Source organism: Sorangium sp. So ce381 (genome assembly GCF_051473845.1).
Taxonomy (GTDB): Bacteria; Myxococcota_A; Polyangia; order Polyangiales; family Polyangiaceae; genus Sorangium; species Sorangium atrum.
The window spans coordinates 10,416,621-10,442,924 of the sequence record NZ_CP150336.1 but is presented as its reverse complement, the minus strand read 5'-3'; the positions used below and the strand labels follow the sequence as shown (position 1 = coordinate 10,442,924).

General features: G+C 71.5%; 21 protein-coding genes. 11 read left to right on the top strand and 10 right to left on the bottom strand.

Going from position 1 to position 26,304, the window contains the following annotated elements:
* The first annotated feature begins 152 nt into the window (after positions 1–152).
* Both coaBC and WMF29_RS39205 read left to right on the top strand, forming a co-directional pair.
* Positions 153–1,511, top strand: a complete 1,359-nt coding sequence (coaBC, locus tag WMF29_RS39210) for a bifunctional phosphopantothenoylcysteine decarboxylase/phosphopantothenate--cysteine ligase CoaBC (protein WP_437325198.1) — start codon at positions 153–155, stop codon at positions 1,509–1,511.
* A complete protein-coding gene (locus WMF29_RS39205) occupies positions 1,508–2,311 on the top strand; it encodes a CPBP family intramembrane glutamic endopeptidase (RefSeq protein WP_437325197.1) in 804 nt (267 codons plus the stop codon). The genes coaBC and WMF29_RS39205 overlap by 4 nt, the downstream gene beginning before the upstream one ends.
* A gap of 21 nt (positions 2,312–2,332) precedes the next feature.
* On the opposite strand, the gene WMF29_RS39200 is transcribed toward WMF29_RS39205, so the two are convergent.
* The 4 genes from WMF29_RS39200 to WMF29_RS39185 form a co-directional block, all read right to left on the bottom strand.
* Positions 2,333–3,082: a YebC/PmpR family DNA-binding transcriptional regulator gene (locus tag WMF29_RS39200; RefSeq protein WP_044966745.1), complete on the bottom strand. Its 750-nt coding sequence runs from the start codon at positions 3,080–3,082 to the stop codon at positions 2,333–2,335.
* A 306-nt stretch (positions 3,083–3,388) separates the two neighbouring features.
* Positions 3,389–4,603 (bottom strand): ammonium transporter, encoded by a 1,215-nt coding sequence (locus WMF29_RS39195; RefSeq protein ID WP_437325196.1) that lies wholly within the window; start codon positions 4,601–4,603, stop codon positions 3,389–3,391.
* Positions 4,604–4,744: 141 nt separating this feature from the next.
* Positions 4,745–5,191 (bottom strand): universal stress protein, encoded by a 447-nt coding sequence (locus WMF29_RS39190; RefSeq protein WP_437325195.1) that lies wholly within the window; start codon positions 5,189–5,191, stop codon positions 4,745–4,747.
* Complete coding sequence (locus tag WMF29_RS39185) at positions 5,166–7,355, bottom strand: DUF2079 domain-containing protein (RefSeq protein WP_437325194.1); 2,190 nt, start codon at positions 7,353–7,355, stop codon at positions 5,166–5,168. The genes WMF29_RS39190 and WMF29_RS39185 overlap by 26 nt, the downstream gene beginning before the upstream one ends.
* A gap of 137 nt (positions 7,356–7,492) precedes the next feature.
* Here WMF29_RS39185 and WMF29_RS39180 point away from each other — a divergent pair, with 137 nt between their 5' ends.
* Positions 7,493–8,131: a hypothetical protein gene (locus tag WMF29_RS39180; protein ID WP_437325193.1), complete on the top strand. Its 639-nt coding sequence runs from the start codon at positions 7,493–7,495 to the stop codon at positions 8,129–8,131.
* Positions 8,132–8,210: 79 nt separating this feature from the next.
* Here the strand turns inward: WMF29_RS39180 and WMF29_RS39175 are convergent, their stop codons facing one another.
* The 3 genes from WMF29_RS39175 to WMF29_RS39165 form a co-directional block, all read right to left on the bottom strand.
* On the bottom strand, positions 8,211–9,194 hold the full coding sequence (locus tag WMF29_RS39175; RefSeq protein WP_437325192.1) for a lysylphosphatidylglycerol synthase transmembrane domain-containing protein: 984 nt from the start codon (positions 9,192–9,194) through the stop codon (positions 8,211–8,213).
* A 114-nt stretch (positions 9,195–9,308) separates the two neighbouring features.
* A complete protein-coding gene (locus WMF29_RS39170; RefSeq protein WP_437325191.1) occupies positions 9,309–10,370 on the bottom strand; it encodes a glycosyltransferase family 2 protein in 1,062 nt (353 codons plus the stop codon).
* Positions 10,371–10,574: 204 nt separating this feature from the next.
* Positions 10,575–11,393 carry a hypothetical protein gene (locus WMF29_RS39165; protein WP_437325190.1) on the bottom strand — a complete coding sequence of 273 codons (819 nt, stop codon included), beginning with the start codon at positions 11,391–11,393 and terminating at the stop codon, positions 10,575–10,577.
* A gap of 317 nt (positions 11,394–11,710) precedes the next feature.
* Between WMF29_RS39165 and WMF29_RS39160 the strand changes: the two genes are divergently transcribed.
* Positions 11,711–12,454 (top strand): DUF434 domain-containing protein, encoded by a 744-nt coding sequence (locus WMF29_RS39160; RefSeq protein ID WP_437325189.1) that lies wholly within the window; start codon positions 11,711–11,713, stop codon positions 12,452–12,454.
* 16 nt (positions 12,455–12,470) lie between these two features.
* Here the strand turns inward: WMF29_RS39160 and WMF29_RS39155 are convergent, their stop codons facing one another.
* A complete protein-coding gene (locus WMF29_RS39155; RefSeq protein WP_437325188.1) occupies positions 12,471–13,430 on the bottom strand; it encodes an NAD-dependent epimerase/dehydratase family protein in 960 nt (319 codons plus the stop codon).
* Positions 13,431–14,084: 654 nt separating this feature from the next.
* Between WMF29_RS39155 and WMF29_RS39150 the strand changes: the two genes are divergently transcribed.
* A complete protein-coding gene (locus tag WMF29_RS39150; protein ID WP_272102724.1) occupies positions 14,085–15,155 on the top strand; it encodes a sulfate/molybdate ABC transporter ATP-binding protein in 1,071 nt (356 codons plus the stop codon).
* 51 nt (positions 15,156–15,206) lie between these two features.
* Positions 15,207–16,163, top strand: coding sequence for a cysteine synthase A (gene cysK, locus WMF29_RS39145; protein ID WP_272102725.1), 957 nt, complete (start codon positions 15,207–15,209; stop codon positions 16,161–16,163).
* 12 nt (positions 16,164–16,175) lie between these two features.
* Here cysK and WMF29_RS39140 read toward each other — a convergent pair whose 3' ends face one another.
* A complete protein-coding gene (locus WMF29_RS39140; RefSeq protein WP_437325187.1) occupies positions 16,176–16,928 on the bottom strand; it encodes a hypothetical protein in 753 nt (250 codons plus the stop codon).
* Between the two features lie 240 nt (positions 16,929–17,168).
* The gene (locus tag WMF29_RS39135) at positions 17,169–17,702 is read right to left on the bottom strand and encodes a hypothetical protein (protein ID WP_437325186.1); all 534 of its coding nucleotides are present in this window, start codon (positions 17,700–17,702) and stop codon (positions 17,169–17,171) included.
* Positions 17,703–17,791: 89 nt separating this feature from the next.
* Between WMF29_RS39135 and WMF29_RS39130 the strand changes: the two genes are divergently transcribed.
* From WMF29_RS39130 to WMF29_RS39110, 5 genes are all read left to right on the top strand, one after another.
* A complete protein-coding gene (locus tag WMF29_RS39130; protein WP_437325185.1) occupies positions 17,792–18,856 on the top strand; it encodes an AAA family ATPase in 1,065 nt (354 codons plus the stop codon).
* Positions 18,853–20,991, top strand: a complete 2,139-nt coding sequence (locus tag WMF29_RS39125) for a hypothetical protein (RefSeq protein WP_437325184.1) — start codon at positions 18,853–18,855, stop codon at positions 20,989–20,991. Before WMF29_RS39130 ends, WMF29_RS39125 begins: the two co-directional genes overlap by 4 nt.
* Positions 20,988–22,226: an ATP-binding cassette domain-containing protein gene (locus WMF29_RS39120; RefSeq protein WP_437325183.1), complete on the top strand. Its 1,239-nt coding sequence runs from the start codon at positions 20,988–20,990 to the stop codon at positions 22,224–22,226. The genes WMF29_RS39125 and WMF29_RS39120 overlap by 4 nt, the downstream gene beginning before the upstream one ends.
* On the top strand, positions 22,223–23,971 hold the full coding sequence (locus tag WMF29_RS39115; protein WP_437325182.1) for an ABC transporter permease: 1,749 nt from the start codon (positions 22,223–22,225) through the stop codon (positions 23,969–23,971). Before WMF29_RS39120 ends, WMF29_RS39115 begins: the two co-directional genes overlap by 4 nt.
* 296 nt (positions 23,972–24,267) lie before the next feature.
* On the top strand, positions 24,268–25,461 hold the full coding sequence (locus WMF29_RS39110) for a serine/threonine-protein kinase (RefSeq protein WP_437325181.1): 1,194 nt from the start codon (positions 24,268–24,270) through the stop codon (positions 25,459–25,461).
* The last annotated feature ends 843 nt before the right edge of the window (positions 25,462–26,304 follow it).

The following is a 26,304-nucleotide window of genomic DNA, read 5'->3' as shown; positions in this document are numbered from 1 at the left end:
GGCGCGAGCGCTCTGCCCGCAGCGCAGCGCGGCCCTGGAGCGTCTCCGCCCGCGGCGCCGCGTGTACCGTGTCGTGTACCGTGTACGATCGGCGATTTTCGTGCCACGGTGGACGCCGGACCGACCCCCCGACCCACGCTGGCACCTGCGCCATGTCTGGCCAAACGCCGTCATCTCCCGCACCTCGCCCCGAGGCCTCCGCCCCACCGCCCGCTGGCCGAGCCCCCGAAGGCGCGCGGCCGACCGTCGCGCTCGCCGTCTCGGGCAGCATCGCGGCGTACAAGGCCGCCGAGGTGGCCCGGCTCTTGATCCAGGGCGGCGCGCGCGTGCTCCCGATCATGACGCGCGCGGCGCAGCAGTTCCTCGGGCCCATGACGCTGAGCGGGCTTTGCGGCGAGCCGGTGCGCGACACCATGTGGGATCCCGGCTTCGCGGGCGAGCTGCACGTCGCGCTCGCCGCGGAGGCCGATCTGGTGCTGCTCGCGCCCGCGACCGCCGACGTGATCGCTCGCCTCGCCGCGGGGCGCGCCGACGACCTCGTGACGGCGCTCGCCCTGTGCGCGCGAGGGCCGGTGCTCGCCGCGCCGGCGATGCACCCCCGCATGTGGGCTCACCCCGCGACGGCGCGGAACGTCGCCACGCTCGAGGCCGACGGGCGCGTGGAGCTCGTCGGCCCGGTCTTCGGCGAGGTCGCCTCGGGCGAGCGCGGCCTCGGGCGCATGGCCGAGCCGGCGGCGATCGCGGCCGCGGCGTTCTCGCGGCTCGCCCCGCGCGACCTCGCGGGGCTCCGGGTCGTCGTCACGGCGGGCCCGACGCTCGAGGACCTCGATCCCGTGCGCTTCCTCGGCAACCGGTCGACCGGCAAGATGGGCTTCGCCGTGGCGGAGCGGGCCGCGGCGCGGGGCGCGCAGGTCACGCTCATCGCCGGCCCCGTGTCGCTCTCGACGCCGCCGGGCGCGCGCCGGGTCGACGTGCGCGGCGCGCTCTCGATGCGCGGGGCGCTCTGGCAGGCGCTCGGCGAGGACCTGCGCGGCGCCGACGCGCTCATCATGACGGCCGCCGTGTCCGACTACCGCCCGGCCGAGCAGCACGCGACCAAGCTGAAGCGGACGCCCGACCTCGCGTCGCTGTCGCTCGTGCCGAACCCTGACTTGCTCGCGGAGATCGGCGCGGCGCGTGGGGGCCTGGCCGGCGCTGACGGCGCCGACGGAGCGCGCTCGCCGGTGCTCGTAGGGTTCGCGGTCGAGACCGCCACGGACGAGGGGGTGATCGCCTATGCCCGGCACAAGCTCGCGAGCAAGCGCGTCGACATGATCGTCGCCAACCACGCGGCGGACTCGTTCGGCCGGGACGACAACCGCGCCACGCTCGTGACCCGCGACGCCGCCGACGCGCTCGGCGTATTGCCCAAGCCGGTGCTCGCGGACCGCATCCTCGATCGGGTCTTGCAGTTGTGTCGGCCGAGTTGGCCGAGTCGGACGGGTCGGACGAGTCAGGCGAGCGCGCGATGATCCCGGGCGAAGACCGCGCCGCGGCTCCTTCCGCCGCGGCTCCTCCGGCTGCCTCTGGCTCGGCCGCCGCGGCCTCGTCGCGCGATCGGCGGGCGATCGATCCGCGCGAGCCGCCGCGCTCGTCGCGCCGCGAGGCCGCGCTCATCGCCGCGTCCGTCACCGTCGGCGTCGCGCTCGCCGTCTCGTTCGCGTTCGATCCCGATCGCGCGGGCACGCCTACCATGCTCACGGCGCTCGGCGCGCTCTACGCCGTCCTCGCGGCGATCACCGTGATGTGGCTCCGCCGGCGCGGCGAGCTCCGCGCCGCGCTCCGCCCCCTGTCGGGCGATCTCGCGCGCGGCGCCCTTGTCGCGGCGGGTCTCTACGGGCTCGCCATGGCGGTGCAGCTGCTGCTCGCCCCGCGGGGCTCGCCGCGCGAGGCGTGGGTCCTTCGCCTGTACCTCCAGCTCGGCGACCCCTCGGCCGACGCGCGCGTGTTCGCCGGCGCGCTGGTCTTCGTCATCGCCGCGCTGGAGGAGATCGTCTGGCGCGGGCTCGTCCTGCGCGCCCTGGAGGGGCCGCTCGACCAGGTCGCTGCGTGGCTGCTGTCGAGCGCGCTGTTCGCCGCCGCGCACGCCCCCACGCTCTTCCTGCTCGGCGATCCGGTGGCCGGGCCGAACCCGCTGCTCGTCGCGGCGGGCTTCGGCTGCTCGATCGTGTGGGGTCGCATGGTGCACCGGACCGGGCGCCTGGCTCCGGCGGTCTTCGCCCACGCGTTCTTCTCGTGGGCGATCGTGAGCTTCCCCATCTGGCGCCCGTGACGGGCGCGCGCCCGGGCGGGATCAGCCCTCGAGCTTCGCGAGCTCCTCTTCGGGGACGTCGAAGTCGGCGTAGACGTTCTGCACGTCGTCGTGGTCGTCGAGCGAGTCGACGAGGTTCAGGCAGACCTCGGCGTCGCGGCCCGCGACCTCTTTCTTGTTCTTGGGGACGTAGCCCGCGGAGTTCGACTTCACCGCGATCTTCGCGTCCTCGAGGGCCTTCACGACGGTGTCCATCACGTCGACGCTGGAGAGCACCTGCCACTCCTCTCCCTGGTCGCTGTAGTCGTCGGCGCCGGCGCCCACGGCGGTGTCCATGAGCTGATCCTCCGTCGCCGCGTCCTTCGCGAGGAGGATGATCCCCTTCCTCTCGAAGGCCCACTGCGCGGAGCCGCCGGCGCCGAGCTGCCCGTTGTTCTTCTCGAAGATCTTCCGGATCTCGGCGACGGTGCGGTTCCGGTTGTCGGTCATCGCCTCGCAGAGGAACAGCGTCCCGCCGGGCCCTGTGCCTTCGTAGAGGATCTCCTCGTAGTTCGCGCCCTCGATCTCGCCGGTGCCGCGCTGGATGGCGCGCTTGATCGTGTCGGCGGGCATCGCCTGGCCCTTGGCGTCGTTGATCGCCTTGCGGAGCCGCGGGTTGCCGTTCGGGTCTCCGCCGCCCATGCGCGAGGCGACGGTGATCTCCTTGATCAGCTTCGTGAAGAGCTTGCCGCGCTTCGCGTCGAGCGCGCCCTTCTTGCGCTTGATGGTGGCCCACTTCGAATGGCCGCTCATGCCTGTCTGCTCCGTGATGACGGGGCGCTCGCTCGCGGCGCGCGCCCAGGGGGAAGGTTCGGCGCAAGATGGAGCACCGATCGGTTCGGGCGTAGAAACCGTCAGGGCGCCGGGAGCGCCAAGAGATTGTCGAGCTCTCTTGGCGCTCTCGGCGCCTTTCGGTCCGAACCGTCCGTCGCTCTAGCGGTGCGCCCCGGGGGAGGCAACAACGACGGCGCCCCCGGCCGCGTATCCCTCCTCACCGGGAGGCCGAGCGCGGCCGGGAGCCCTTGTCGACCTGGGTCTGTGGCTGCCCCCTCTGTGTCGCTACAGCGCGTAGCCAGTTTCTCCGTGCTCGGTGGCGTCGAGGCCCTCGCGCTCGTCGCTCTCGGGCACGCGCAGGCCGATCAGCTTGTCGACCAGCTTGAGGAGCACGAAGGTCACGATCGCGGCGTACAGCCCGACAGCCGCGATGCCGGCCAGCTGCGGGACCAGCTGCCCCGGGTTGCCGGCGATCACGCCGTCGCGGCCAGCCTCGTTCAGGGCCTTCTCGGCGAAGACGCCGGTCAGGATCGCGCCGAGGAGGCCGCCCACGCCGTGGACGCCGAACGCGTCGAGCGAGTCGTCGTAGCGCAGGCGCTCCTTCGAGACGACCGCCCCGTAACACACCACGCCCGCGAGCAGGCCGATCACGACGGCGGCCCACGGCGCCACGAACCCGGCCGCGGGCGTGATCCCGACGAGCCCGGCCACGATGCCGGACGCCACGCCGAGCGCGGTCGGCTTGCCTCGCTGCGCCCACTCGACGAGGAGCCACGCCGCGCCGCCCGCCGCCGCCGCGAGGTGCGTGTCGAGCAGCGCCAGCGCGGCGAGCCCGCCCGACGTCAGCGCGCTGCCTGCGTTGAAGCCGAACCACCCGAACCACAGGATGCCCGTGCCCGTCAGGGTCATCGTCAGGTTGTGCGGCACGTGCCGCTCGTGCGGATATCCCGTGCGCCTGCCCAGCACGAGCGCACAGATCAGCGCCGAGATGCCCGCCGCGAGGTGAACCACGGTGCCGCCCGCGAAGTCGAGCGCGCCCATCTCGAAGAGCCAGCCCTTCTCCGCCCACACCCAGTGCGCCACCGGGTCATAGACGAGCGTGGACCAGAGCAGGATGAAGACCAGGTACGCCGAGAACCGCATCCGCTCGGCGAACGCCCCCGCGATGAGCGCGGGCGTGATCACCGCGAACATCATCTGGAACGCCGCGAACGCGAGGTGCGGCACCGTGCCGCGCTCCGCCATCGCGATCCCGTGCAGACCGACATAGTCGAACCCGCCGATGAGCCCACCGTGCGAGGTCCCGAACGAGAGCGAGTACCCGATGGCCACCCACTGCACCGAGATCACGGCGAGCGCGGCGAACGAGTGCATGAGCGTCGCGAGCACGTTCTTGCGGCGCACCATGCCGCCGTAGAACAGGGCGAGGCCCGGCGTCATGAAAAGGACGAGGGCTGTCGATGCGAGGAGCCAGGCCGTATCCCCAGTGTCGATCTTCATGGCTCGGGCGTAACGTGCCCGATGTTTCAACGAGGTTTCGTTGTCGCGGCAGGACGCATTTGACAGGAAGTCGGGAAATTTCTAACGCCCGATCCGGCGGCGCCGGACACCGAAGCCGATCGTTTCGTGATGTCACATACATCAAGCCGGCTGGGCGCCACGTATCGACAGGACCGGGATCTTTGCCGATCTCACCACCCGCTGCGCAACGCTGCCGAGCAGCGCCCGCGCGACGGCGCCGCGCGCGTGTGTCCCGATCACGATCATGTCGGCGCCGATCTCGTCCGCGAGGCGGCAGATCTCTTCGTCGGGGACGCCGGCGCGCAGCACGCCCGAGATCTCGACGCCGGGCGTGGCGCGCCGGCGCTCGAGCACTTGATCGAGGCTCCGCTGCGCCGCATCGGCGATGCGCGCGGCGTCCTCGGCCGAGGGGATCAGGGACGAGCCTTCCGGGAAGCTGTAGACGGGCACGCTGTACACGTGCGCCACGACGATCTTCGCGGACAGCTTGCGGGCGAGCTCGATCGCCGTGTCGAGGGCGATCTCGGAGGTCGCGTTGAAGTCATGGGCCAGGAGGAGGGTCTTCATCTTGCTCCGCGGTGCTGGAGGGCGCAGGCGGCGCGCCGCCGTCCTTTCGGTCCAGCTTTCGTAGCTCCGGGGGCGGGTCTCCGGTAGGGGGCTCGTCGGAGGCCGCCGGGGCCGGCGGCTGCGCCTTCGACGGCGGCTTCACCCGCTTGAACAGCGCCATCTTCTTCAGCCGGCTGAGCTCCTCGAGCTCGCCGCGCTTCACCGCCGCGTTGTGGCGCTCCAGGTCCTTGCCCTTGAGCTCCCCCTCGTCGAGCAGGACGTACTGGACGGCCGCGGCGCGGTCGCCCGGATAGAAATAGGCCTCCTTCCGGTTCGACACGTGCGGTCCCATCTTGCTCGTCGCGCCGACGACGGCGTCGCGGGGGATCGCGTCCGCCTGCTGGCGGACCCAGGCGTAGGTCGCCTCCTGGTCGGGCGTGAGCTTGCGCGCCACGCGGGAGAAGCCGCCCTTGAACGACGCGTTCTCGACGAGCCCGCCGAACTTCCACGACATCAGCGCGCTCGCCACGAGCATGGCGGCGAGCAGCGCGCGCGAGAGGCGCCGCCCGTCGAGCCCGGGGTACGCCGACGCGGAGCCCTCCACCCGCTTGAGGGCGATCGGCGTCAGCGCGAACGCGATGGGGAAGAGGATCGACGAGTACTGGAAGGCGATCGAGAACACCGCGTCGCGCGAGGCGAGCAGGCAGAACATGAGCCCGTAGGCGAGCATCCAGCGCCCGGGCTTCGCGAGGAAGGGCAGGAAGCAGAGGGGGACGAAGAGCTGGAGCAGGAAGATGATCTTCGGCTCCTCCGTCAGGAGCTTGAGCGCGAAGATGGGGTTCGTGAGGAGGGAGACGAGCAGGCCGCTGAGCCCGCTCCGGTTCGGTATGAGCTCCTCGTAGTAGTAAGCGTACGAATAAGCGTCCTTGCCGGACATGATGATGCCCGGCGACGTCATGAAGAACAGCTTCACGATGACGAAGTAGACGAGGCTCATCGCGATGGTCACCCAGCCGAGGCGCGTCTTGCCCGGGCGCCGGTCGAGGATCGCGTAGAGCCCGACGAAGCACATCAGCAGGGGGACGTCCTCCCGGCAGAGCAGCAGCACGGCGAACGTGAACCAGTACAGCCTGTTCCTGCCGGTCTCGTAGGCGTAGAGCAGCCAGACGACGAGCGGCGAGATCAGCGCGAGCGAGTGGAACTCGTACATGTTCGCGCCGTGCAGGGCCGGGTAGATGGCCCACACCGCGGCGAGGAGGAGCGCCTTGCCCCGGTGAGCGAGCTTGTCGCGCGCGAGCAGGTAGACGGGGACGACGCCGGCGCCGAGCCACACGGACTGGAAGATGAGGAGGAACTCCGCCCTCGGATAGATGAGGTAGAGCGGCGAGAGCAGGACGAGGATCGGGTCGAAGTGCGCGGACCCGTGGTAGCCGGCCCTGAGCCAGGAGCAGCCGAGCGGCCGTCCGTGGACCGACTGGTAGAAGATGTTGTCGTAGTACCCGAGATCGGGCGTCCGGGTGTGCAGCGCGTGGTGGTTGGTGATCGAGAGCCGGGAGAAGAAGAGGGCGTAGCCCGCCCACATCGCGAGCAGGGCGACCGGCGTGAGCCACCGCGCGGCCTGCGCGAGCGCGCGGCCATCGCGAGCGCTCGGCCATCGCGAGCGCGCGCCGTCGAGCTCGGACGCGTGATCGAACCTGGGCGAGAGCCGCTCGCCGCGGCCCCAGGCGTAAGCGCCGGCGCCCGTGGCCACGGCGGCGAGGACGGCGAAGAAGATCGCGGTCTTCGGGCTGTCCTTCTCGATGTTGGGGAGCTTGAGCGCGGCGATGAACGGGAACGCGAGCAGGGGGACCAGGGCGCGGTTGATGCGGCCCACGGTGCTCATGAAGTCCCACGACCGGGTGCGGGCCCGCCGCGCCAGCATCACGAGGAAGTAGGCGAGCCCGACCCCCACGATGGCGGCGGCGACGCCGCCGGCCATCCAGCGGCGCTCGACCTCGGTCAGCTTGTTCGTGTCGAGCTGCGCGAGCCGGCTCGGGTGGGTGAAGACCCAGGCCGTCACGGCGATGCTCATGCCGTAGAGGATCGGCCACGGCGCCAGGGTCAAGGCGGCATGCGCGAGCCGCTCGAGGGCGCCGTCGACCTTGGCGAGCGCGCTGTTCAGCCTGGTGCGGTGGTTGTCTAGCATGGGTGAGGCGGGTCCTCGGCTACTTGACTCCACCCCCCGCTGTCAAGGAACGGCGGGAACCTCGCGGAAGGACGCGGAACGGCGCGAGGACGCAGGAAGGGCAGGGCGCCGCGCGCGGCTCGCGGTAGAATGGCCGCATGTCGCACTACCGAGATCATCTCGATGCGGCTCGCGCGCGCATCGAAACCCTCGAAGCCAAGCTGAAGGAGCGGGACGCGGCGCTCGCCGCCCGGGACGCGGAGATCGCGGAGATCCGCGCGGAGGTGGAGCGGTTGCGCGACGGATCCAGCGATGATGGGCCGCTCGACGGGCCGCTCGGCCGGGGCGGCGGGCAGCGGGCCCTGCTGGTGGCGCTCGCGGTGTGCAGCTTCGCCACCGCGACGGGCTATGCGATGGTGCGCCCCTCCCACTGCCTGCAGCGCGGCGGGGCGTACCCTGCCTCTGCCGAGGTGTTGCCGCGCTCCCACGACGGGTACGACACCTGGTCCAGCCCGGTCGACGGGGCGCGCGTCCGGGTCGGCAAGGCCGCGGGCGCGGCGCTCGAGCACGGCCGTGTCCGGGCGAAGCGCTGCTGGCAGCCGGACGGTCCGAGCGGGGAGGGGAGCGTGACCGTGACCTTCGCGCCGAGCGGCGGAGCCCACGTCGAGCTGGACGGCGCGCCCTTCGCCGGCACCGAGATCGGCGCGTGCATCGTCGACGCGTTCCGAGCCGCGGCCGCGCGGGTGCCGGCCTTCGAAGGGGACGCTCTTCAGCTCACGACTCCGATCTCGCTTTGAGCGCTTCGAAGGAGCTCGTCGCTCGATCGCCCTCCTCCCTCCTCACGGGCCTGTGGTGGTGAGGGACGAGCTCGGGGGACTAGCCGAATCGGGGGGTGGAGGAGGCTGGGGAGGTGGGTGGGGGGGCCAGCTGCCAGCTCACGAAGCCGATGGCGATGAGGATGAGGTACATGGCGGCGAAGACCAGGAGGCCGAAGCTGACGCCATGCTCGGCGGTGAAGCCGAGGGCAGGGAATATGAGGGAGAAGAAGAACTCACGGACACCTGCGCCAGCGACCGAGATCGGTAAGAGGCCGAGCAGGCTGGCGATGGAGAGCAAGCAGGTGACGTCGAAGAGCGAGAGCGAAATGCCGAGCGCACGCGCGATCAGGTAGCCCTGCACGAAGTTGACGACGAACGTCGCCACGGTGATCGGCAGCGTGAAGAGGAGCCCGCGCCCGACATGAGCGCGCAGCGCGACGAGGAAGCGGCTCGCCGCACCGGGCTCCGCGTTCTCCGAGGGATCCTTCGGGAGCTTGCGCGACAAGGCGAGGAGGAGGCGCTCGGCCAGCCCGGGGATGAGCAGCACGAGGGGCGCCAGGACCGTGAGCGCGATTCCACCCCACGTCACCCAGGCCAGGCGGCCGACGATCACAGCGCTGTAATGGGCGACGCCGACCGCGACGAACGCGGCGAGCACGTACAGATCACACAGCCTGTCCATCACGATGGTGGCCAGCCCCTCCGCGTACGGCACGCCGAGGTCGTGGCGCAGGTAGCGGATCCTGAGCAGATCGCCGACCCGCCCAGGGGTCAGCATGCCGACGTAGAGCGACGTCGCGTAGGCGCTCCACGCGCGCCGAAGCGGATAAACGATGCCCCGGGCACGCAGCAGCGCTTCCCAGCGGACCACCTTGAGGTGGATGTTGACGAGGTTCAGCGCCGCCGCGAGCGCGAGCGGGCCAGCCGAGGCCGACACGACCGCGCCGAGCACCGCGTCCCGGTCGTCCATGCGCACGACCACGAGCACGAGCAAGAGCGGGCCAATCAGGCGGATGAGGGCGCGCAGGGCGGTGCGGTGCATGACGGCGAAGACCCCGGCCGCGCGCTCAGCGCAGCGCCGCGGAGCAGAGGGCCTGGAGAGAGGAGATGCCCCCGGAAGCAGGGACCAGGGGCCGATCGAGATCAGGCTCGGAGATCACTCGAGCTCCTCGCGGACGGGCGGATCGTCTGCCAGGTGGCGCTGCTGCATCTGGAAGGTGAGGAACTCGCCGATGAAACCCATCGAGAAGAACTGGATGCCGAGGAGGATCATCAGCACGCCGAGGAGGAGCAGCGGCCGGTCGCCGATCTTGTGACCGAGCAGCCAGAGGAACGTCAAATATGCGTTGATGGTCACCCCGGTCGCCGCGAAGACCAGGCCGATGAGGCCGAAGAGGTGCATCGGTTTCTTCGAGTAACGCGTCAGGAACATGACGCTGAGCAGGTCGAAGAAGCCGCGCAGGATGCGCTCCAGTCCGTAGCGCGAGGCGCCGTACTTGCGGGCGTGGTGGCGCACCGGGATCTCCGTGACGCGGAAGCCTTGCCAGGCGGCGAGCGCCGGGATGTACCGGAAGAGATCTCCGTAGATCGGGATGGTGCGCAGCACCTCGCGACGGTAGGCCTTGAAGCCACAGTTCATGTCGTGGAGCTTCACGCCCGTGACCGCGCGGACGGTCCCGTTGAAGATCCGGGACAGGACGAGGCGATTGGCGGGGTCGAGCCGGTTGACCTTCCAGCCCACCACGACGTCGAGGCCCTCCTCGACCTTGGCGATGAAGCTCGGCAGATCGGCCGGGTCATCCTGGAGATCGGCATCCATCGTGACGACCACTGTGCCCCTCGCCTTGCGGAACCCGGCCGTGAGCGCCGTCGCCTTGCCGAAGTTCTTCCGCAGCCGGATCCCCTTCACGAGCGGGTTCTCCGCGCGGATCCTGGAGATGACGCCCCAGCTGTCGTCCGTGCTGCCGTCGTCCACGAAGATGATTTCGTAGGAGAAGCGCCCTTTCAACGCCTGATCCACCCGCTGCGCGAGCTCCGTCAGGCTCTCCGCCTCGTTCAGCCCCGGCACGACCACCGAGACGTGCGGCGCCGCCGAGGCGGCCGGCGTGATGGAAGGCGCCATGAGGCTCGGGCGAGGATCGAAGGCGGAGAGCCCGAACGTGGCGCGGTCCTCCGGAGCCTCGTGAGGGGCAGGTGTGGGGGGCTGGTCCACAATCACGGCGGCGGAGGATAGCAGAACGTCGCGAGAAGGCGCGGTTCCGTCCGAGGAAGGCGCTGCGAGCGCGACGGCGACAAGGGCAGGACGTGCTGCCGGTTACCGGGAGGAGGAGGGGGACGCGCTGCCGGGTGCTGGCGGGGGGGGAGAGGAAGCGTCGCGGGCGCCGGCAGGGGCGCAAGGCGCGTCTCCAGGTGTCGGACGCGCTCAGGCGGGGGTGCTCTCCGGCCTGTGGACCCGTGGCCGCGGTGGTTCCGCCGTGGCCGTGTCGTCGTCCTTCTCGTCGGCCGTGAGGGCGCGCGGCGGGCTCCGCTCGAGCAGCGCGAGGAACGGCGCGTGGAGCGCCTCGAGGAGCTCGCGCTGCTTGCCGCTCGGCGTGTGCGCGAGCAGCCAGCTGATCTCGTCGTGGATGGCGTTGAACGCCGACGTACACGCGGTCATCGCCTCGCGGATGCGCTTCGAGCGCGCGATCGCGCGCGTCTGGCCGGAGCTCCGGCCGAGCCCCCTGGCGAGCGCGGTGGTCGCTTCCTCGATGCGCTTCAGGTACGCGCTGGCGCCGACCTTCTTCACGTCGGCGGAGCGCGGCGCCTTGCTCGCGATGGCGACCTGGTGCCCGCCGAAGTCGACCTCGGCGTCGTACCCGTACTGGGTCTGCTCGGTGCCAGCTCCCGCGAGCAGCGCGCCGCGCAGCCGGATCGCCGCGTCGCGGTGCGCCGGATCCCTGCCCTCGGCCGCCGACGCCAGGAACAGGTGCAGCGCGCGCTGGGCAGCGTCCCACTCCGCGTCGAGCTCGGCGAGCGCCGCGGCCGACGCCACCCCGAGCGCCTCGTCGAGCGCCGCGATGCTCCAGAGCGCGCGCACCTTCCAGACCACCGGCCTCGGCGCCTCGAAGAGCGACGCCGTCGGGACGCGGCTCGGGACATCGTACCTGGCGATCGAGACGCCCTTCCACGCGCCGAGCTCGAGATCCCGCGCGAACGCGCTGAACGCCTTGTCCGTGACGAAGCTGTATCCGTGGCCTGACATCGTTCTCTCTCCGCTCCTCCCCAGAAACCGCGCATTTTAGCGAGGCGCGCGCTCTCTGCCGCAAGAGCTTTCCTCCAGGGGCTCGGTCGGGACCGTGCTCGGGGCGAGCGGGGCGCCGGGGCGCGTCCCGTGCAGGCGCACACGCGCCGGAGGAGCTGCTCCGGGGGCGGAGGCTGCTCGCTCGCGGCGATCGACGCGAGGAGCGGCCAGGCGACCGCCGCGACACGAGCGCTCTGGGGCGACCCGCGTGTGGTAATCGAGCCGGGTGGGGAGCCGACGGCGTGACGGCGTGCTGGTGCGCCGTGGAGGCGGGTGACATGGCGGGCGAACACAGCGGCGCGCCGCGCGGCGGACACCCGGACGATGAGCGGCTGTTCGGCCCTGATGCCGTCCGGACGTTGCGCGTGGCCTTCGAGGAAGTGACGTGGCTCCTCGGCCGCGGCTATCCGCTGCGCACCGCGATCCGGACCGCCGGCGACCACCACCAGCTGGCCGCACGCCAGCGCCTCGCGCTGCAGCGAGCCGCTTGCTCGGACGCGCAGCGGGCGTCGCGCCTCGCGCGCTGCGCGCCGTCCTCGTCGCTCCAGGGCGCGGAGGCGAACATCGACGGCTTCAACCTGATCATCACCCTGGAGGTGGCGCTCGCGGGCGGGCTGCTCGTGCGCGGGCCAGAGGGGGCGCTCCGCGATCTCGCGGGGCTGCGCGGCAGCTACGCGCCGATCGCGGAGACCGACGCAACCATCGATCGGATCGGCGACGCGCTGTCCGGCGCCGGCGCGGCGCGCGCGCGCTTTCTGCTCGACGCAGCCGTCCCCAGCTCCGGGCGGCTGCGCGCGCGGATCCTGGAGCGGCTCGGCGGCGCGCCCGTCTCGATCGAGGCGACGCTCGTCCCCGATCCCGACCGCCTCCTCGCGGGGGCGGCGGGCGTGATCTCGTCCGACAGCGTCGTCCTCGATCGCTGCGTGCGCTGGGTCAACCTCGCGGACGAGATCGTGGGCGCGCGCGTGCCGGCGGCGCGCGTGGTCGAGCTCCTCCCTCGCGGAGGCGCTGCCGGCGCGTGAGGGCGCGGAGCGCCCGTCACCGGCAGAGCCCGAGCCGCCTCGTCTGCCAGGCGACCTGCGCCGCGAGCCCCTCGCGCAGGGGCACCCGGGGCACGTACCGGAGCGCCGCCTGCGCCGCCGCGGTGTCCGCCCATGTGCGCCGGACGTCGCCGGGCTGAGGCTCTCCCCGCTCGACGCGTACGGGTCCTGCGAGCTCTCCCAGCAGCCCGAGCGCGTCGTTGAGGCTCACCCGCGAGCCGCCGCCGATGTTGAACACGCCGACCGCGCCGCCCTCCATGGCGTCGACGTTGGCCTGCACCGCGTCGCTCACGTACGTGAAATCGCGCATCTGCTCGCCGTCGCCGTACACGCGGACCGGCTCGCCCTTCAGCACGGCGGCGATGAACCGGTGAAACGCCATGTCGGGGCGCTGCCTGGGGCCGTACACCGTGAAGTACCGGAGCGAGATCGTGGGCAGGCCGAAGTTGCGCCGGTACAGCTCGCAGAGCTGCTCGGCGGCGAGCTTCGTCACCCCGTAGGGCGAGTGCGGTGCGGTCCGGCTGGATTCGTGCATGGGCACATCCCCCGTGTCGCCGGAGGGGTCGCCGTAGACGGAGGAGGACGAGGCATAGACGAGCTTGCGCACCTGGCCGTGCGCTCTGGCCGCCTCCAGCAGCCGCTGCGTCGCGAGCACGTTGTCGCGCAGGTAGACCTCGAAGCTCTGTCCCCAGCTCGGGCGCACACCCGCCTGCGCCGCCTGGTGGAAGACGATCTCGCGGCCCGAGAGCAGCGGGCGGAGATCGTCTGTCGCGAGGTCGGCCGTCGAGAGCGAGAAGCGCGGTTCGCCGCGCAGCCGTGCCAGGTTCCCCTCCTTGAGCTCGCGGGCGTAGTAGTCGGTGAAGCGGTCCACGCCCAGCACATCGTGCCCGAGCTCGATCAACCGCTCCGCCAGGTGGGAGCCGATGAATCCGGCCACCCCCGTCACCAGACAACGCATCCGCCTCCCGTCCTGGTCTTGCCGCGTCGCGGCCTCGCGTCCTCGTCCAGCCGCGGCGCGGCCTCCGGTCCCGGGCCTGCCGCGTCGCGGCGCGGCGATGCTAGCACCTCGTGCCGTTCCGTTGAGTGGGCAGCAGCCGGCTGCGAAGCCCGCCACGCCGCTGAGCTCGCCCCGGGTTTGGGGACCGACCGGCGTGGACCGACCGAGGTTGAGACCGACCGGCGTGGACCGACCGAGGTTGAGGACCGACCCGACCCAGGTTGAGGATCGACCGGCGTGGCGTGGACCGACCCGGGTTGAGGACCGACCGGCGTGGACCGACCCGGGTTGAGGACCGACCCAGGTTGAGGATCGACCGGCGTGGCGTGGACCGACCCGGGTTGAGGACCGACGGCGTGGACCGACCCGGGTTGAGGACCGACCCAGGTTGAGGATCGACCGAGGATCGACCCAGGGTCGGGGCCGCATGAGCCCATCGAGGTTGGGGTCAGCGCATACCCACCCTCTTCTTGCAAATACGCCCACCTTTCCGATGTGTATTTCTGAATCTGGTTGCGCCTACCCGCCCGGCGGGCGACGCTGATGCGCGCTCGGACCCCTCACTTTTTCTGTCCGAGGCGCGCTCGCGACGGGTCGGAAGGCTAGCTGTTGCTTATGGGAATTGTTGTCGAGCAGCTCACGAAGCGGTTCGGTCCGAACAAGGTGGTCGATGACGTCTCGTTCGAGATCGAGAGCGGCGCGCTGGTCGCGCTCCTCGGGCCGAGCGGAGGTGGCAAGAGCACCGTCCTGCGCATCATCGCCGGGCTCGAGAGCCCCGACTCCGGCGAGGTCATCCTGAACGGCAAGAAGGCGACGACCACCCGCGTCCAGGACCGGAACATCGGCTTCGTCTTCCAGAACTATGCGCTGTTCAGGCACATGAGCGTGCGCGACAACATCGGCTTCGGCCTCTCCATCCGGAAGCGGCCACGGAAGGAGATCGCGACCACCGTCGACGAGCTCCTCAGCCTCGTGCAGCTCGACGGGCTCGGCGGCAGGTTCCCGCACGAGCTCTCCGGCGGCCAGCGGCAGCGCGTCGCGCTGGCGCGCGCGCTCGCGCCAGGCTCGTCGCTGCTCCTGCTCGACGAGCCGTTCGGGGCGCTCGACGCCAAGGTCCGCCTCGAGCTGCGCGAGTGGATCCGGAGGCTCCACAAGGAGCGAGGGATCACGAGCGTCTTCGTGACCCACGACCAGGAAGAGGCGATGGACCTCGCCGATCGGGTCATCGTGCTGCACAAGGGGCGGGTCGAGCAGATCGGCACCCCGGAGGAGATCTACGATCGTCCGTCGACCGAGTTCGTCGCGAGCTTCGTCGGATCGATCAACGTGCTCAAGGGGGAGGTGCGCGACGGCCAGGCGGCGCTCGGGACCCTCGCGGTGCACGCTCCCCCCGGGACCGGCGACGGCGCGAGCGTGCGCGCCTTCGTACGTCCGCACGACATCGAGGTCCACACCCGGATCGACTCCTCGAAGACGCCCGCCGCCGACGACGCCAGCGTCGCGCGCGTCGAGCGGCTGTCGCGGGTCGGGTGGATGGTCAAGGCAGAGCTCCGCCTCTCCGATGGCCAGCCGCTCTCCGTGGAGCTGACCAAGGATCGCGTCGCCGAGCTCGGCCTGTCCGAGGGGGACAGGGTGCTGGTAAATCTCCGAGACGCCAAGATCTTCGTGCAAGATTACTCCATCTAACCCGCTGGCCGGCGCTCCCGTCTGGTCAACGGCCATCACGGGAGGCGGCACGTGGCTTCAATCTTCGACGACATCGCGGCGACGATCGGGCGCACCCCGCTCGTCCGCCTGAGCTCTGCGGGAAAGGGTCTGCGCGCCGAGCTGATCGGCAAGGTCGAGAGCCGGAACCCTGGCGGCAGCGTCAAGGATCGCATCGGCCTCGCGATGGTCGAGGACGCCGAGCGGCAGGGCAAGCTGAAGAGCGGCAGCGTCCTCGTCGAGCCGACGAGCGGCAACACGGGCCTCGCGCTGGCGATGATCGCCGCGGCCAAGGGCTACCGGCTGATCCTCACGATGCCGGAGTCGATGAGCCCGGAGCGGATCGCGCTGCTCCGGGCGTTCGGGGTCGATGTGCTGCTGACGCCCGGATCGCTCATGGTGCAGGCCGTCGCGCGGGCGCGCCAGATCGTGGAAGAGACGCCCGGCGCGGTGATGCTCCAGCAGTTCGAGAACCCGGCGAACCCCGCCGCGCACCGCGTGACGACCGCGCGCGAGATCTGGGAGGACACGGACGGGACGGTCGACGTCGTGGTCGCCGGCGTGGGCACCGGCGGGACGATCACCGGCGTGGGCGAGGTGCTCAAGCAGAAGAAGCCGGGCGTGAAGATGATCGCGGTCGAGCCCAGGAACGCGGCCGTGCTGAGCGGCGGTCGCGTGGGCGCGCACCTGATCCAGGGCATCGGCGCGGGCTTCGTCCCGAAGATCCTCCGACGCGAGCTCATCGACGAGGTGGTGCCCGTGTCCGAGGACGAGTCCTTCGACGCCGCGCGCCGGCTCGCCAAGACCGAGGGCATCCTCGTCGGCATCTCCGGCGGCGCGGCGATGGCGGCGGCGCTGTCGATCGCGGCGCGGGACGAGATGCAGGGAAAGAGGATCGTGGTGATCCTTCCCGACGGCGGGGAGCGGTACGTCACCTCGCCGCTCTTCAAGGAGCTCGTCGGCTGCGCTCGCGCGGCCGCGCCCCGCTGAACCGCCAGGGAACTAGGGAAGGCAGCCGCACATCGGGTCGCCTTCCCTGCAGAAGCACTCCGTCTTCCTGGGCGCCTGCGGCGCCGCCGGCCTCGCGGCCTTGACCTGGAGGGCTTCCCGGTCGCGCTTCGCCGCGAGGAGCTTGCGCTCGAGCTCCGCCTTCTCGGCCTGGCTCCGCACCGTCTGGTACGCGAGCGTGAGCTCGTCGATCTTCCTCTCGCTCGCCGCGAGGTCGCTCTGGAGCGTCGCGAGCCGCTGCTCGTGGGCGGCGCGCGTGGCCGTGTGCTCGGCCAGCGTCTGCTCGGCCTCCGGCTTGATCTTGCCGAAGAAGACGCCGAGCGTCGCGGCGAGCACGACGACGAAGAGCGCGCTCCCCCCGGTGACGAGCTGCTTGAGCCGCCGCTTCTGGGCGTCTCCCGCGAGGGCGGCGAGCCTGCGCTCGTGCTCCTGCTGCTTCTCCATGGCCTCGATGCGCGCGCGCTGCTCGGCCTCGATGCGGGCCTTCTCGACGGCCGCGACCCGGATCCCCTCGAGCCGCGCGGCCTCCTCGCGCGCCTGCTCCTCCTCGCGGCGGATCCGCTCCTCTTCGGACCGGAGGCGCGCCGCCTCCTCCGCCCGAGCGCGCCGCTCGAGGGCGCGCCGCGCCTCTTGCTCTGCGAGCGCGCGCTGGCGCACGGCCTCCTCCTCCTCGCGCAGCCGCTGCTTCTCGAGGCTCATGAGCTGCTTGAGCGAGAACAGAACAGAGCTCTCCTGGATCTCGGCCATGACGGATCGACCTCCTTGCCCGCGCCGGGGTGCGGAGCGCACGGCGCACGCCGACGAGCGCGGCTCCAGCGGATGAACTCCGCTTGTCCGGCCTCGCTCTCGCGCGCGGCGCGCTCTCGGTTCTCCAGTTGGACCGAGCGACGAGATGGAAGCTTGGATGGCCGAGGAGCCGATCAGGACGGGCGCAGGGGAAGCGCCGCGAGGAGTGTGGGAGAAGGAGGGGCGCCGCGAGCGGCGTGATCACTCGATTCGGACGGCGACGAGGACCTTCATCCATACCCCTTCGGGCGGGATCGTCTTCGTCAGATCGACCTTGCCTTCCCAGTCGACGTGCACCGTGTAATCGCCGCTCTCGTCGTTCTTGTAGAAGAAGTGCCGGATGTCGTCGTGATAGACCCGATCGAGCGGGACGATGCGCTCCCCGGTGGGCATCGGCGCCTTCTTGGCGACGACGGTCGACTTGCCGTCGACGACGGCCGAGGCGGAGACGCTCTTGATGAAGGTGAGGTCGGGGACGTTGTTGTCGCGCGCTTCCAGCCGGATGTACATGAGCTCGGCCCTGTCGACCGAGTTCGGGTCCTCCGAGACGGAGAGCTCGCTCCATCCGGAGAAGACCGACTGCGAGGTGGGCTTGACGAGGAACTTGGTCTCCACCTCATGCTCGCCGACGACCGAGGCGCAGGCGCTCGCGCCGAGGGACAGCGCCATGGTGAGCGCCGCGCCGGTGCGCGCGGAGATGCAGAGCGAGGCGAGCCCACGGCGACAGGTCAACATAAGCATCCTCATTCGCAAGACATAGCATGGCGAGGTCTGATCGACGCGCGGGGCGCGGCCGGCTATCGTCGTCGGCCGAGGGCGACCAGATGGCGGCGGAATCAGGCGCGGGTATTGACGGCGGGCAGGGTACGGCCCCCGCTTCGTTCGAGGCGAGGCTCGAGCTCGCCCAGCGGACGAGCGCGCGGCTGCGAGAGGCGATCGGGCAGGCCGTGGTCGGGCAGGACGACGTCATCGAGCAGACGCTCTGGGGGATCCTCGCGGGAGGGCACGTCCTCCTCGAGGGGGCGCCCGGGCTGGGCAAGACGCTCCTCGTCAGGACCATCGCCGGCTGCCTGGATCTCGCGTTCTCGCGCATCCAGTTCACCCCGGATCTCATGCCGAGCGACGTGACCGGCACGAACGTGCTCGTCGCGGCGGCGGACGGTTCGCGCCACTTCTCGCTGCACAAGGGGCCGATCTTCGGGCAGGTGATCCTGGCCGACGAGATCAACCGGGCGACGCCGAAGACGCAGAGCGCGCTGCTCGAGGCCATGCAGGAGCACGCGTGCACCATCGCGGGCACGCGGTACGCGATGGAGGAGCCGTTCTTCGTGCTGGCCACCGAGAACCCGATCGAGATGGAAGGGACTTACCCGCTGCCGGAGGCGCAGCTCGATCGGTTCCTGCTCAAGGTGCTCGTGCCGAGCCCGACCGAGGACGAGATGACCGAGATCCTCGCCCGGACCACGGGCCACGATCGCGGGCCGCCGCCCCGGGTGCTCACCCGCGACGACGTGCTCTCGCTGCGATCGCTCTGCCGCGACATCGCGGTCGCCGAGCCCGTCATGCGGTACGCGTCGCGGCTCACGCGGGCGAGCGATCCGGCGGCCGAGGGGGCGCCCGAGATCGTGCGGAGGTCGCTCCGGTTCGGCGCCGGCGTGCGCGGCGCGCAGTCGCTGGTGCTGGCCGCGAAGGCCGTGGCGCTCCTCCAGGGAAGGGCGCACGTCGCCTTCGCCGACGTGCAGCGGGTCGCGAAGCCTGTGCTCCGCCACCGGATGATCCGGTCCTTCGAGGGCGAGGCGGAGGGGATCACGACGGATCAGGTGATCGCGGCGCTCCTCTCCGCGATAGAGGCGCGCCCCGAGCCCGTGGCGCAGGCGATCCGGCGATGAGGCGCGTGGATGATCCGCGGGGGCAGGCGATCCGGAGCGGGTCGCCGAGGAGGGGCGCGAAGGGCCTTGCGGGGGCGGCGTCGCTCGCGGCGCTCTTCTCGGCGGGGCCCGCGTCCGGGCAGGCGCCGCCCCTGTCGACCGCGACGGAGCTGGTCGTCGACGTGGCGCCCGTGCTCGGGACGAGCGGCGGGATACCCTGGGGCTGGAACCAGGTCGTCGTGCGCATCCAGAACAACGGCGGCAGGGCGGCCAGGGGCGAGGTCGAGGTCGAGTCGAAGCGCTACTCCGATGAGCGCGTCTTCGTCGCGTCGGCGCCGTACGCCGTCGGGGCGGGCGCGTCGGTCGACGTGCGCGTGCCGGTGCACGTGTCGCCTTTCGGCGACGTGCAGGTGCGGGCGCTCGATGAGGGCGGAGCGCAGGTGTCGTCGCAGGGGCTCTCGTCGACCTCGCAACACGCGGTGGTGCTCTTCGACGTCAGCGAGAGGTCGCTCCTCCGCGGGGGCCTCCACGACGCGCCGATCGCGCCGCTGTACATATCGACCAGCCGCGCGCCCGGGGGGACGCCGAGCCCTGTCCTCTGGGTCGGGCAGCCTCGCTTCGACAGCGCGACCGGCGACCCGCTGCTGCCCGATCGGGCGGCCCTGTACAACGCGGCGGACGCCGTGCTCATGCGCACCGACACGCTGTCCAGGCTGAGCGGCTCCGAGCTCGAGGCGCTCGCCGGCTTCGTCCTCTCCGGCGGCACGCTGGCGCTGTCCGTCGCCCGCCCCGAGGATCTGCGGCACCCGACGCTCGCGGCGTTCGTCGGCGGTGAGGTCGCGAGGGCGCCCATCGCGCCGCCCACCCTCGCGGAGATCGCGCCGCCCGGCGGCTCCAGCGGCTTTGGCAAGCAGGGCAACGTGCTCCTGCCCGCGCCGAGCGCGACCCCCGCGGTGGCCGAGTCGCTCTGCGGCTGGTCGGGCGGCAACCTGCGCGGGAGCCCGTATGGAAGCTCGGCGTTCTACGGCCTCGGCGAGGTGCACCTGCTCGCGTTCGACCCGACGCGCTCGCCCGCGGCCAGCGACCCGTGGGTGAAGATCCGTGTGGCCGATCTCGCTCGCCGCGCCTACGACCGTCGCTCCACGGTCGCCTTCCGCCCGGGGGAGGATGCGATGGGCGTCGACCTCGAGCCGGTGCGGCGGGAGCTCGATCCGAACGAGAGCTCCCGCTGGGCGATCGGGGTCTCCGCGCTGCTGCTCTGCATTTACGCGGTGCTCGCCGGTCCGATCAATTTCTCGCGCGCCGCGCGGCAGGGGAGGCCGCTCCGCGCGCTCTGGCACCTGCCGCTGCTCTCTGCGGTCACGTTCGCGGTGATCGTCGGCGTGGGCCTGTTCGCGAAGGGGGTGCGCGGCCGGGCGCGCCACCTCACGCTGATCGAGGCGGGGGCCGGCATGACGAAGGGCGCGGTGCGCCGGTTCCGTGGCTTCTTCGTCGCCAGCGCGGAGGAGCTCACGGTCCGCACGACCGACCCGAGCGGCGTGATCAGCACGGCGGTGGTCGCCGAGCTCTCCGAGCGGCGCGACCGGCTGCTCGTGGACCGCGACGGCGCCCGGCTGACGAAGGTCGCGGCGCTCCCCTGGCAGACGGTCATCGTGCGCGAGGACGGGGCCGCGTCGCTCGGGGACGGCATCGCGATCGTCGCCGATCCGAGCGGCGACATCGTCGTGAGCAACCGGAGCGGCCGCGACCTCCGGGGCGGCGTCCTGTGGCTACCGGAGGGCGCGGCCCGCTACTTCGCCCGCATCGGCGACGGGGAGAGGGTCTCGTCGCGCGCGGGGGTCGATCTCGCGGCGCGGAGCGAGGGGCAGGGCTGGCTCTCGCACGCGGGATCCGCGCGGCGGGTCGGCGGCATGGACGTCCACGACCTCGGCGGGAGGCTGCTGACGCCGCTCCTCGAGCCCGACGCCCCGGGGCTCGGCGCCGCGTGGCTGGCCATCGAGGAGGCGGCCGGCGGATCGGTCGACTGGTTCCCGGCCGGCGTGCCCGTGCTGTTCGGCCAGCTCGACGGCGGCGAGGGGCGCGCGAGCGACTCCGGGTTGCGGATCGACAGCGACCGCGTGCTCGTGCGGGTCGTGGGCTACGGAGGCCGGCCGTGAGCGCGGCGCTCGGCGGCGCTCCGCCCCAAGGGGCGCAGATCGAGCGGCTTCGGCCGACGATCCGCGTCCGGCACCTCTCGCACCGCTTCGGCGCGCTCGACGTGCTGAAGGACGTCACCTTCGACGTGGGCCCCGGCGAGATCTTCGGCTTCATCGGGCCGAACGGCGCGGGCAAGACGACGACGATCCGGGTCATGGCGACCTTGCTCGAGCCCATGGCAGGGCGGGTCGAGATCGACGGCGTCGACGTGACGATCGACCCCGCGGCTGTCCGTCGCAGCATCGGGTACATGCCGGATCACGCCGGCGTCTACGACAGGATCACGGTGCGCGAGTACCTCGAGTTCTTCGCGGACGCCTTCCGGGTGCCGTCGCTCGACGTGGTCGACGCCGTCCTGGAGCTGACCGACCTCGGCAAGATCCAGGACCGGATCGTCGCCACGATGTCCAAGGGGATGAAGCAGCGCCTCCAGCTCGGGAGGATCCTGCTGCACGATCCGAAGGTCCTTATCCTGGACGAGCCGGCGAGCGATCTCGATCCGCGCGCGCGCATCGAGATCCGCGATCTCTTGCTCGAGCTCCGGAGCCTGGGGAAGACGATCTTCCTCTCGTCGCACATCCTCACGGAGCTCTCCGACGTGTGCACGTCGATCGGCATCCTCGAGAAGGGCCGCCTCGTCGTCGCCGGGCCGATCGGGGAGATCGCCGCGCGCCTCGAGGCGGTGCGCGCGGCGCAGGCGCACGGGCACGCGCCGCCGCGCCACGCCGCCGTGCCGGGCGCGTACGGGGCGCAGGCGCACGGGCATGCGCCGCCGCGGCACGGACCCGAGGCGGCCACGCCCGACGGCGCGCCGGCGGATCCGGCCGCCGTCGATCGTCCGCACGCCGACGGTCCGCCGCCCGGATACGGCCCGCACCCGCCGCACGCCGCTGGGCCGGCGAGCGCGGGGCAGGCGGCCTATCCGGCGCTCTCGCAGATCTCCCGGCGCAAGGTCAAGGTGCGGGTCCTCGGCGATCCCGAGGCAGCGGCCTTCCTGGTCAGGGGCGGGCCGGGGATCACCGACGTCGACATCGTCGCCGGAGCCGTTCACGTCGGCTACGTGGGCACCGACGTGAAGATCGCCGAGATCGTCCAGCACCTCGTGCGCAGCGGCGTCGGCGTGATCGGCGTCGAGCCGGAGCGCAATGAGCTCGAGAGGATCTTCCTGGAGGTCACGCAAGGAGAGGTGCAGTGAGCGTGCAGACTGGCACATCGCCGCCCGCCGGTCCGGCGTCGCAGCGGCTCGTCGATCGGGCGCGGCATCGCGTGGGGCACGTCCTGCGCGAGCCGAACCCGATCTGGATCCGCGAGCTCAAGCAGGCGGCGCGCCTCGCTCGCACGCCGATCATCCTGCTGGTGCTGGCCGTGCTGATGGCGCTGCTCGTGGCGACCATCGGCGGCATCGCGGCGAAGGAAATCGCGCCTGCGAAGACGGGCGTGATCCTGTTCCAGGTCTTCTTCTCGCTCGCGTACTTCGTGGTGGCGCTGGTCGGGCCGGCGGTCGCCGCGAACAGCATCGCTTCGGAGCGCGAGGGGCGCACCTGGGAGGCGGTGCTCCTGACGGGCATCCCGCCCGGCGAGATCGCGCGAGGCAAGTTCCTCGCCGCTTACACGGCGATCTCGATGTACGTGGTGATGCTCGCGCCGGTCGGGGCGCTGCCGTTCCTGTTCGGCGGGATCACCGCGATGGAGGTGGTGATCGCCTTCCTGTTCCTCTTCTTGATCGCGCTGCTCAGCGTGGCCTTCGGCCTGGCGATCAGCTCGAAGATGGCGAGCCTGCGCGCGGCGATCCTCGTCACGCTGCTGCTCGCGTTCCCGCTGTCGATCGGCCTGTTCTCGGCGGGGGGCTCGGGGCTCTCGTACGCGGCCCACCTGGCCTGGCCGGAGGTGCCCGAGGGGCCGCCCATCTGGCTCCCGATCGCCTACCAGCGCGCGCCTCTCGGCCTCGATTACGTGCTCTTTCTGATCCTCCTGCCGATCGCGGCGATCGGCATGCCCGCGTGGTTCCTGTACCAGGTGACCGTCGCGAACCTCACGAGCGAGAGCGACGATCGCTCCTCCGGGTTGAAGGCGTGGTTCGCGGTCTGCGCGCCCGTGGCGACCGCCGCCGTCGCGGTGCCGGCGCTCTCGGTGGACCCCTCCGATCGCATGCCCGCGATCGTCGCGGGCGTGTGCGCGGCGCTCTCGTTTCTGATCTTCTGCGTGTTCCTCTTTGCCGGCGAGCCGATCGGCCCATCGCGCCGCGTCGAGGTTCACTGGGCTCGGAGCCGCGCCAGCCGGCTGCGTCGCTTCTTCGGGCCCGGTGTGATGCGCTCGGCGTACCTCCTCCTCGCGGTGGGGGTCCCCGCCATCGCCGCGCTCTGGCTCATCGGGCACCGGCTGAGCCTCGGCGCGCCCGTCGCGACGCCGGAGATCCAGGCGCAGCAGGTGCAGCACGTCGCCGTCTACGCGCTCGCCGTCTACGTGTTCCTCGTCGGGCTCGGCGCGTTCCTTCGCGCGCGGATCGCCTCGCCCCTGGTGACGCGGGCGCTGCTCCTGACGCTGCTCTTCACGATCGCGGTCGGCCCATGGATCGTCGCCGCCATCGCGGGCCTCGTCGCGGAGCTCGACACGAGCGAGAGCGCTCTCCTCGTCGCGGCCCCGTCGCCGTTCTACGCGTTCGTGATGCTCTCCAAGGCCGATCAGGGCGATGCAGGGTCTGTCATCGCCGCCGGGTACACGGCCGCAGCTGGCTGGGTCGCCGTCGGGCTCGGCCTGCTCTCCGCGGCCCGGGCGCGCTGCGCTGCCGTCGTCGCGCAACGCGAAGCGGCCTTCGCCGAGACGGACGCGCTCCTCGCCCGGGAAGACGAGGCGGCGCTCGCGACGGAGCAGGCAGCGCCGCCGCACGCGGCCACGACCGAGCACGCCGGGCCAGGGAGCGCCGCGGGCACCGCCGCCTGATCACGGGGGCGCGATCGCGGCGCGCTCCGAAATCGTACGTGCACGTCTCTTTGTGTGGAAATTTGGATCGCGACCGGGGAATGCAGCAGGATGCGCTGCGCGCGGATCTGTTGAAATCTTGGGCGTCCTGGGGCGAGCGTGTGAAAAGAGCGCTCGCGCGCTCGAGGTCCGGGAGCGAGATGGGGATCTCGATTCCTCGCGTCGTGTGACGACGGCGGCACCACCTCGACCCGCAGAGGATGGCCTTGCCTTCGCACGAAGACTGCCGATGCGCGGCGCCTGAGCTGAGCGATACCTTGCTGGATGGAACGCCGTACCGGCCCGTGCGTCGGCTGGGGCGAGGGGGCATGGGCGAGGTGATCGAGGCGGCGCACGTGGGCCTCGACAAGCCGGTGGTGGTGAAGCTCTTGCACCGCGACCTGAACCGCGAGCCGCGGCTCGTGGAGCGGATGCGCGTCGAGGCGCAGTCGCTGGCGCGGCTCGCCCACCCGAACCTGGTGACCGTCACCGATTTCGGGCGGACCGCCGAGGGGAGGACGTTCCTCGTCATGGAGCGGCTCTATGGCCGGACGATGCGCGAGGAGCTCGCGGCGCGCGGCGCGCTGCCGGCGGTGGAGGCGCTCGATCTCGTGACGCAGACGCTGGCGGGCCTCGCCGCGGCGCACGGCGCGGGCATCGTCCACCGCGACGTGAAGCTCGAGAACCTCTTCGTGTGCGACGCGGACGCGCAGGGGCGGCGCGTGGTGAAGGTGCTCGATTTCGGGATCGCCAAGGTGGTCGCTCCGCGCGGCGATGGGCGCGCGCCGGCGCCGTCGCTCTACCAGACGGAGGAGGGGGTGCTCGTCGGTACGCCGCGCTATCTCTCGCCCGAGCAGGCTTGCGGGCTCGCCGTCGATGCGCGCACCGACGTGTATGCGGCCGGCGTGGTGCTCTACACGCTGGTCGCCGGTCGCGATCCGTTCGAGCATGTGAGGCGCGTCCACGAGCTCGTGCGCGCCCACGCGAGCGAGGTCCCGGCGCCGCCGTCGAGCCATGCGCCACGACCGGTGCCGCCGGAGCTCGACCACGCGATCATGAGGGCGCTGGAGAAGCGTCCGGAGCTCCGTTTCCCGGACGCTGCGGCGTTCGCGGCGGAGCTGTCGCGCATCGCCGCGGGGCTATCGAGCGGGGTGGATGGTGGGTCGGTCATACCGTCGGGGTCGTACTGGCAGCGCACGGCGCCCCTTACGCTGCCGCCGGTCCGGGCGCCGGTGCTCCCACCGACGTTGAGCGCGACCGTGAAGGCGTTCGGCCTGACGGCGCTGGACATGGCTGCGCAGGCCACCCCAGGAGCTGCGCAGCAGCGCGCCTCGGAGGCGCAGCGAAGCAGGGCGCGCCGCGCGCGACGGCCCGCGCGCCCTGAGGCCAGCTGGGCGGCCATGGGATTGCTGGTGGTGAGCGTGGTGCTCTTCGGCTTCACCCTGGCGTTGCTGGTGAGCTTCGTGGGCTGACAGGCCGGTACGGCGTCGTCGCCGCGGATGCCAGGAACGTCACCCGGCGCGACGAACCCGCTACGATGCGCGCTGCGGAATGGGAGCGCTGAGGCTGAGAGGGCCGACCTGGGTCCGAAGGGGCAACCTCGGAGGGGTCAACCTCGGCGTGGTGGAAGGCTCAACCCTGGAGGGCTCAACCTGGGTGTGGGCCACGAGGCAAGGCAGCTCAACCCTGGGTGAGGGCCAAGGGCCAAGGCAGGAGAGAGGCTCAACCTGGGTGCGGGCCGTGGACGCGATCTGGGTGCAAAAAATCGATGCCATGGCACACAGAAAGTTTGACGGCGTAGTAGTGGGCAACACTCGCGTGGTTCGGTGAGGAAGCAAGAAGGTGGCCAGAGTCGACTTTGCGCGCCGTCGATCCGCGGAGCCGCGCCTCGCGCGACGTCATGGTTCGCGACATCGGAGCCTTCGAGCATCAGGAGCCGGCACCTTCACGTCCATGACGGCGCCGGCTCCCGCTGCCCGTGCCCTCCGGTCGGGCGACCCTGGCATCGCTCCGGAGGGGGTGGTGACGCTTGGGTGCGTGGTGGTGGCGGCCGGGTGGAGTATCTTCGGGTCCATGCCGTGGCCCTGTCCCCGAGCGAGCTCCGAGGTATCGTGCGCGGGCCAGCGCACGTTCGACGCTGGCCTCCCGTGCCCCCGGGCTCGTCGGAGCGCTGTCGCGGCACCCGCCACGCCGTCTGCAGTGCAGCGGTCGAGGCAGATCACCTCGGGAGTGCGCCCATGACAGCGCGACGTCTTGCACCGAGGGCTCGATGCGCTGCTGCCCACGTTGGGCAGCAGCGCGCCTTTTGCGCGTGG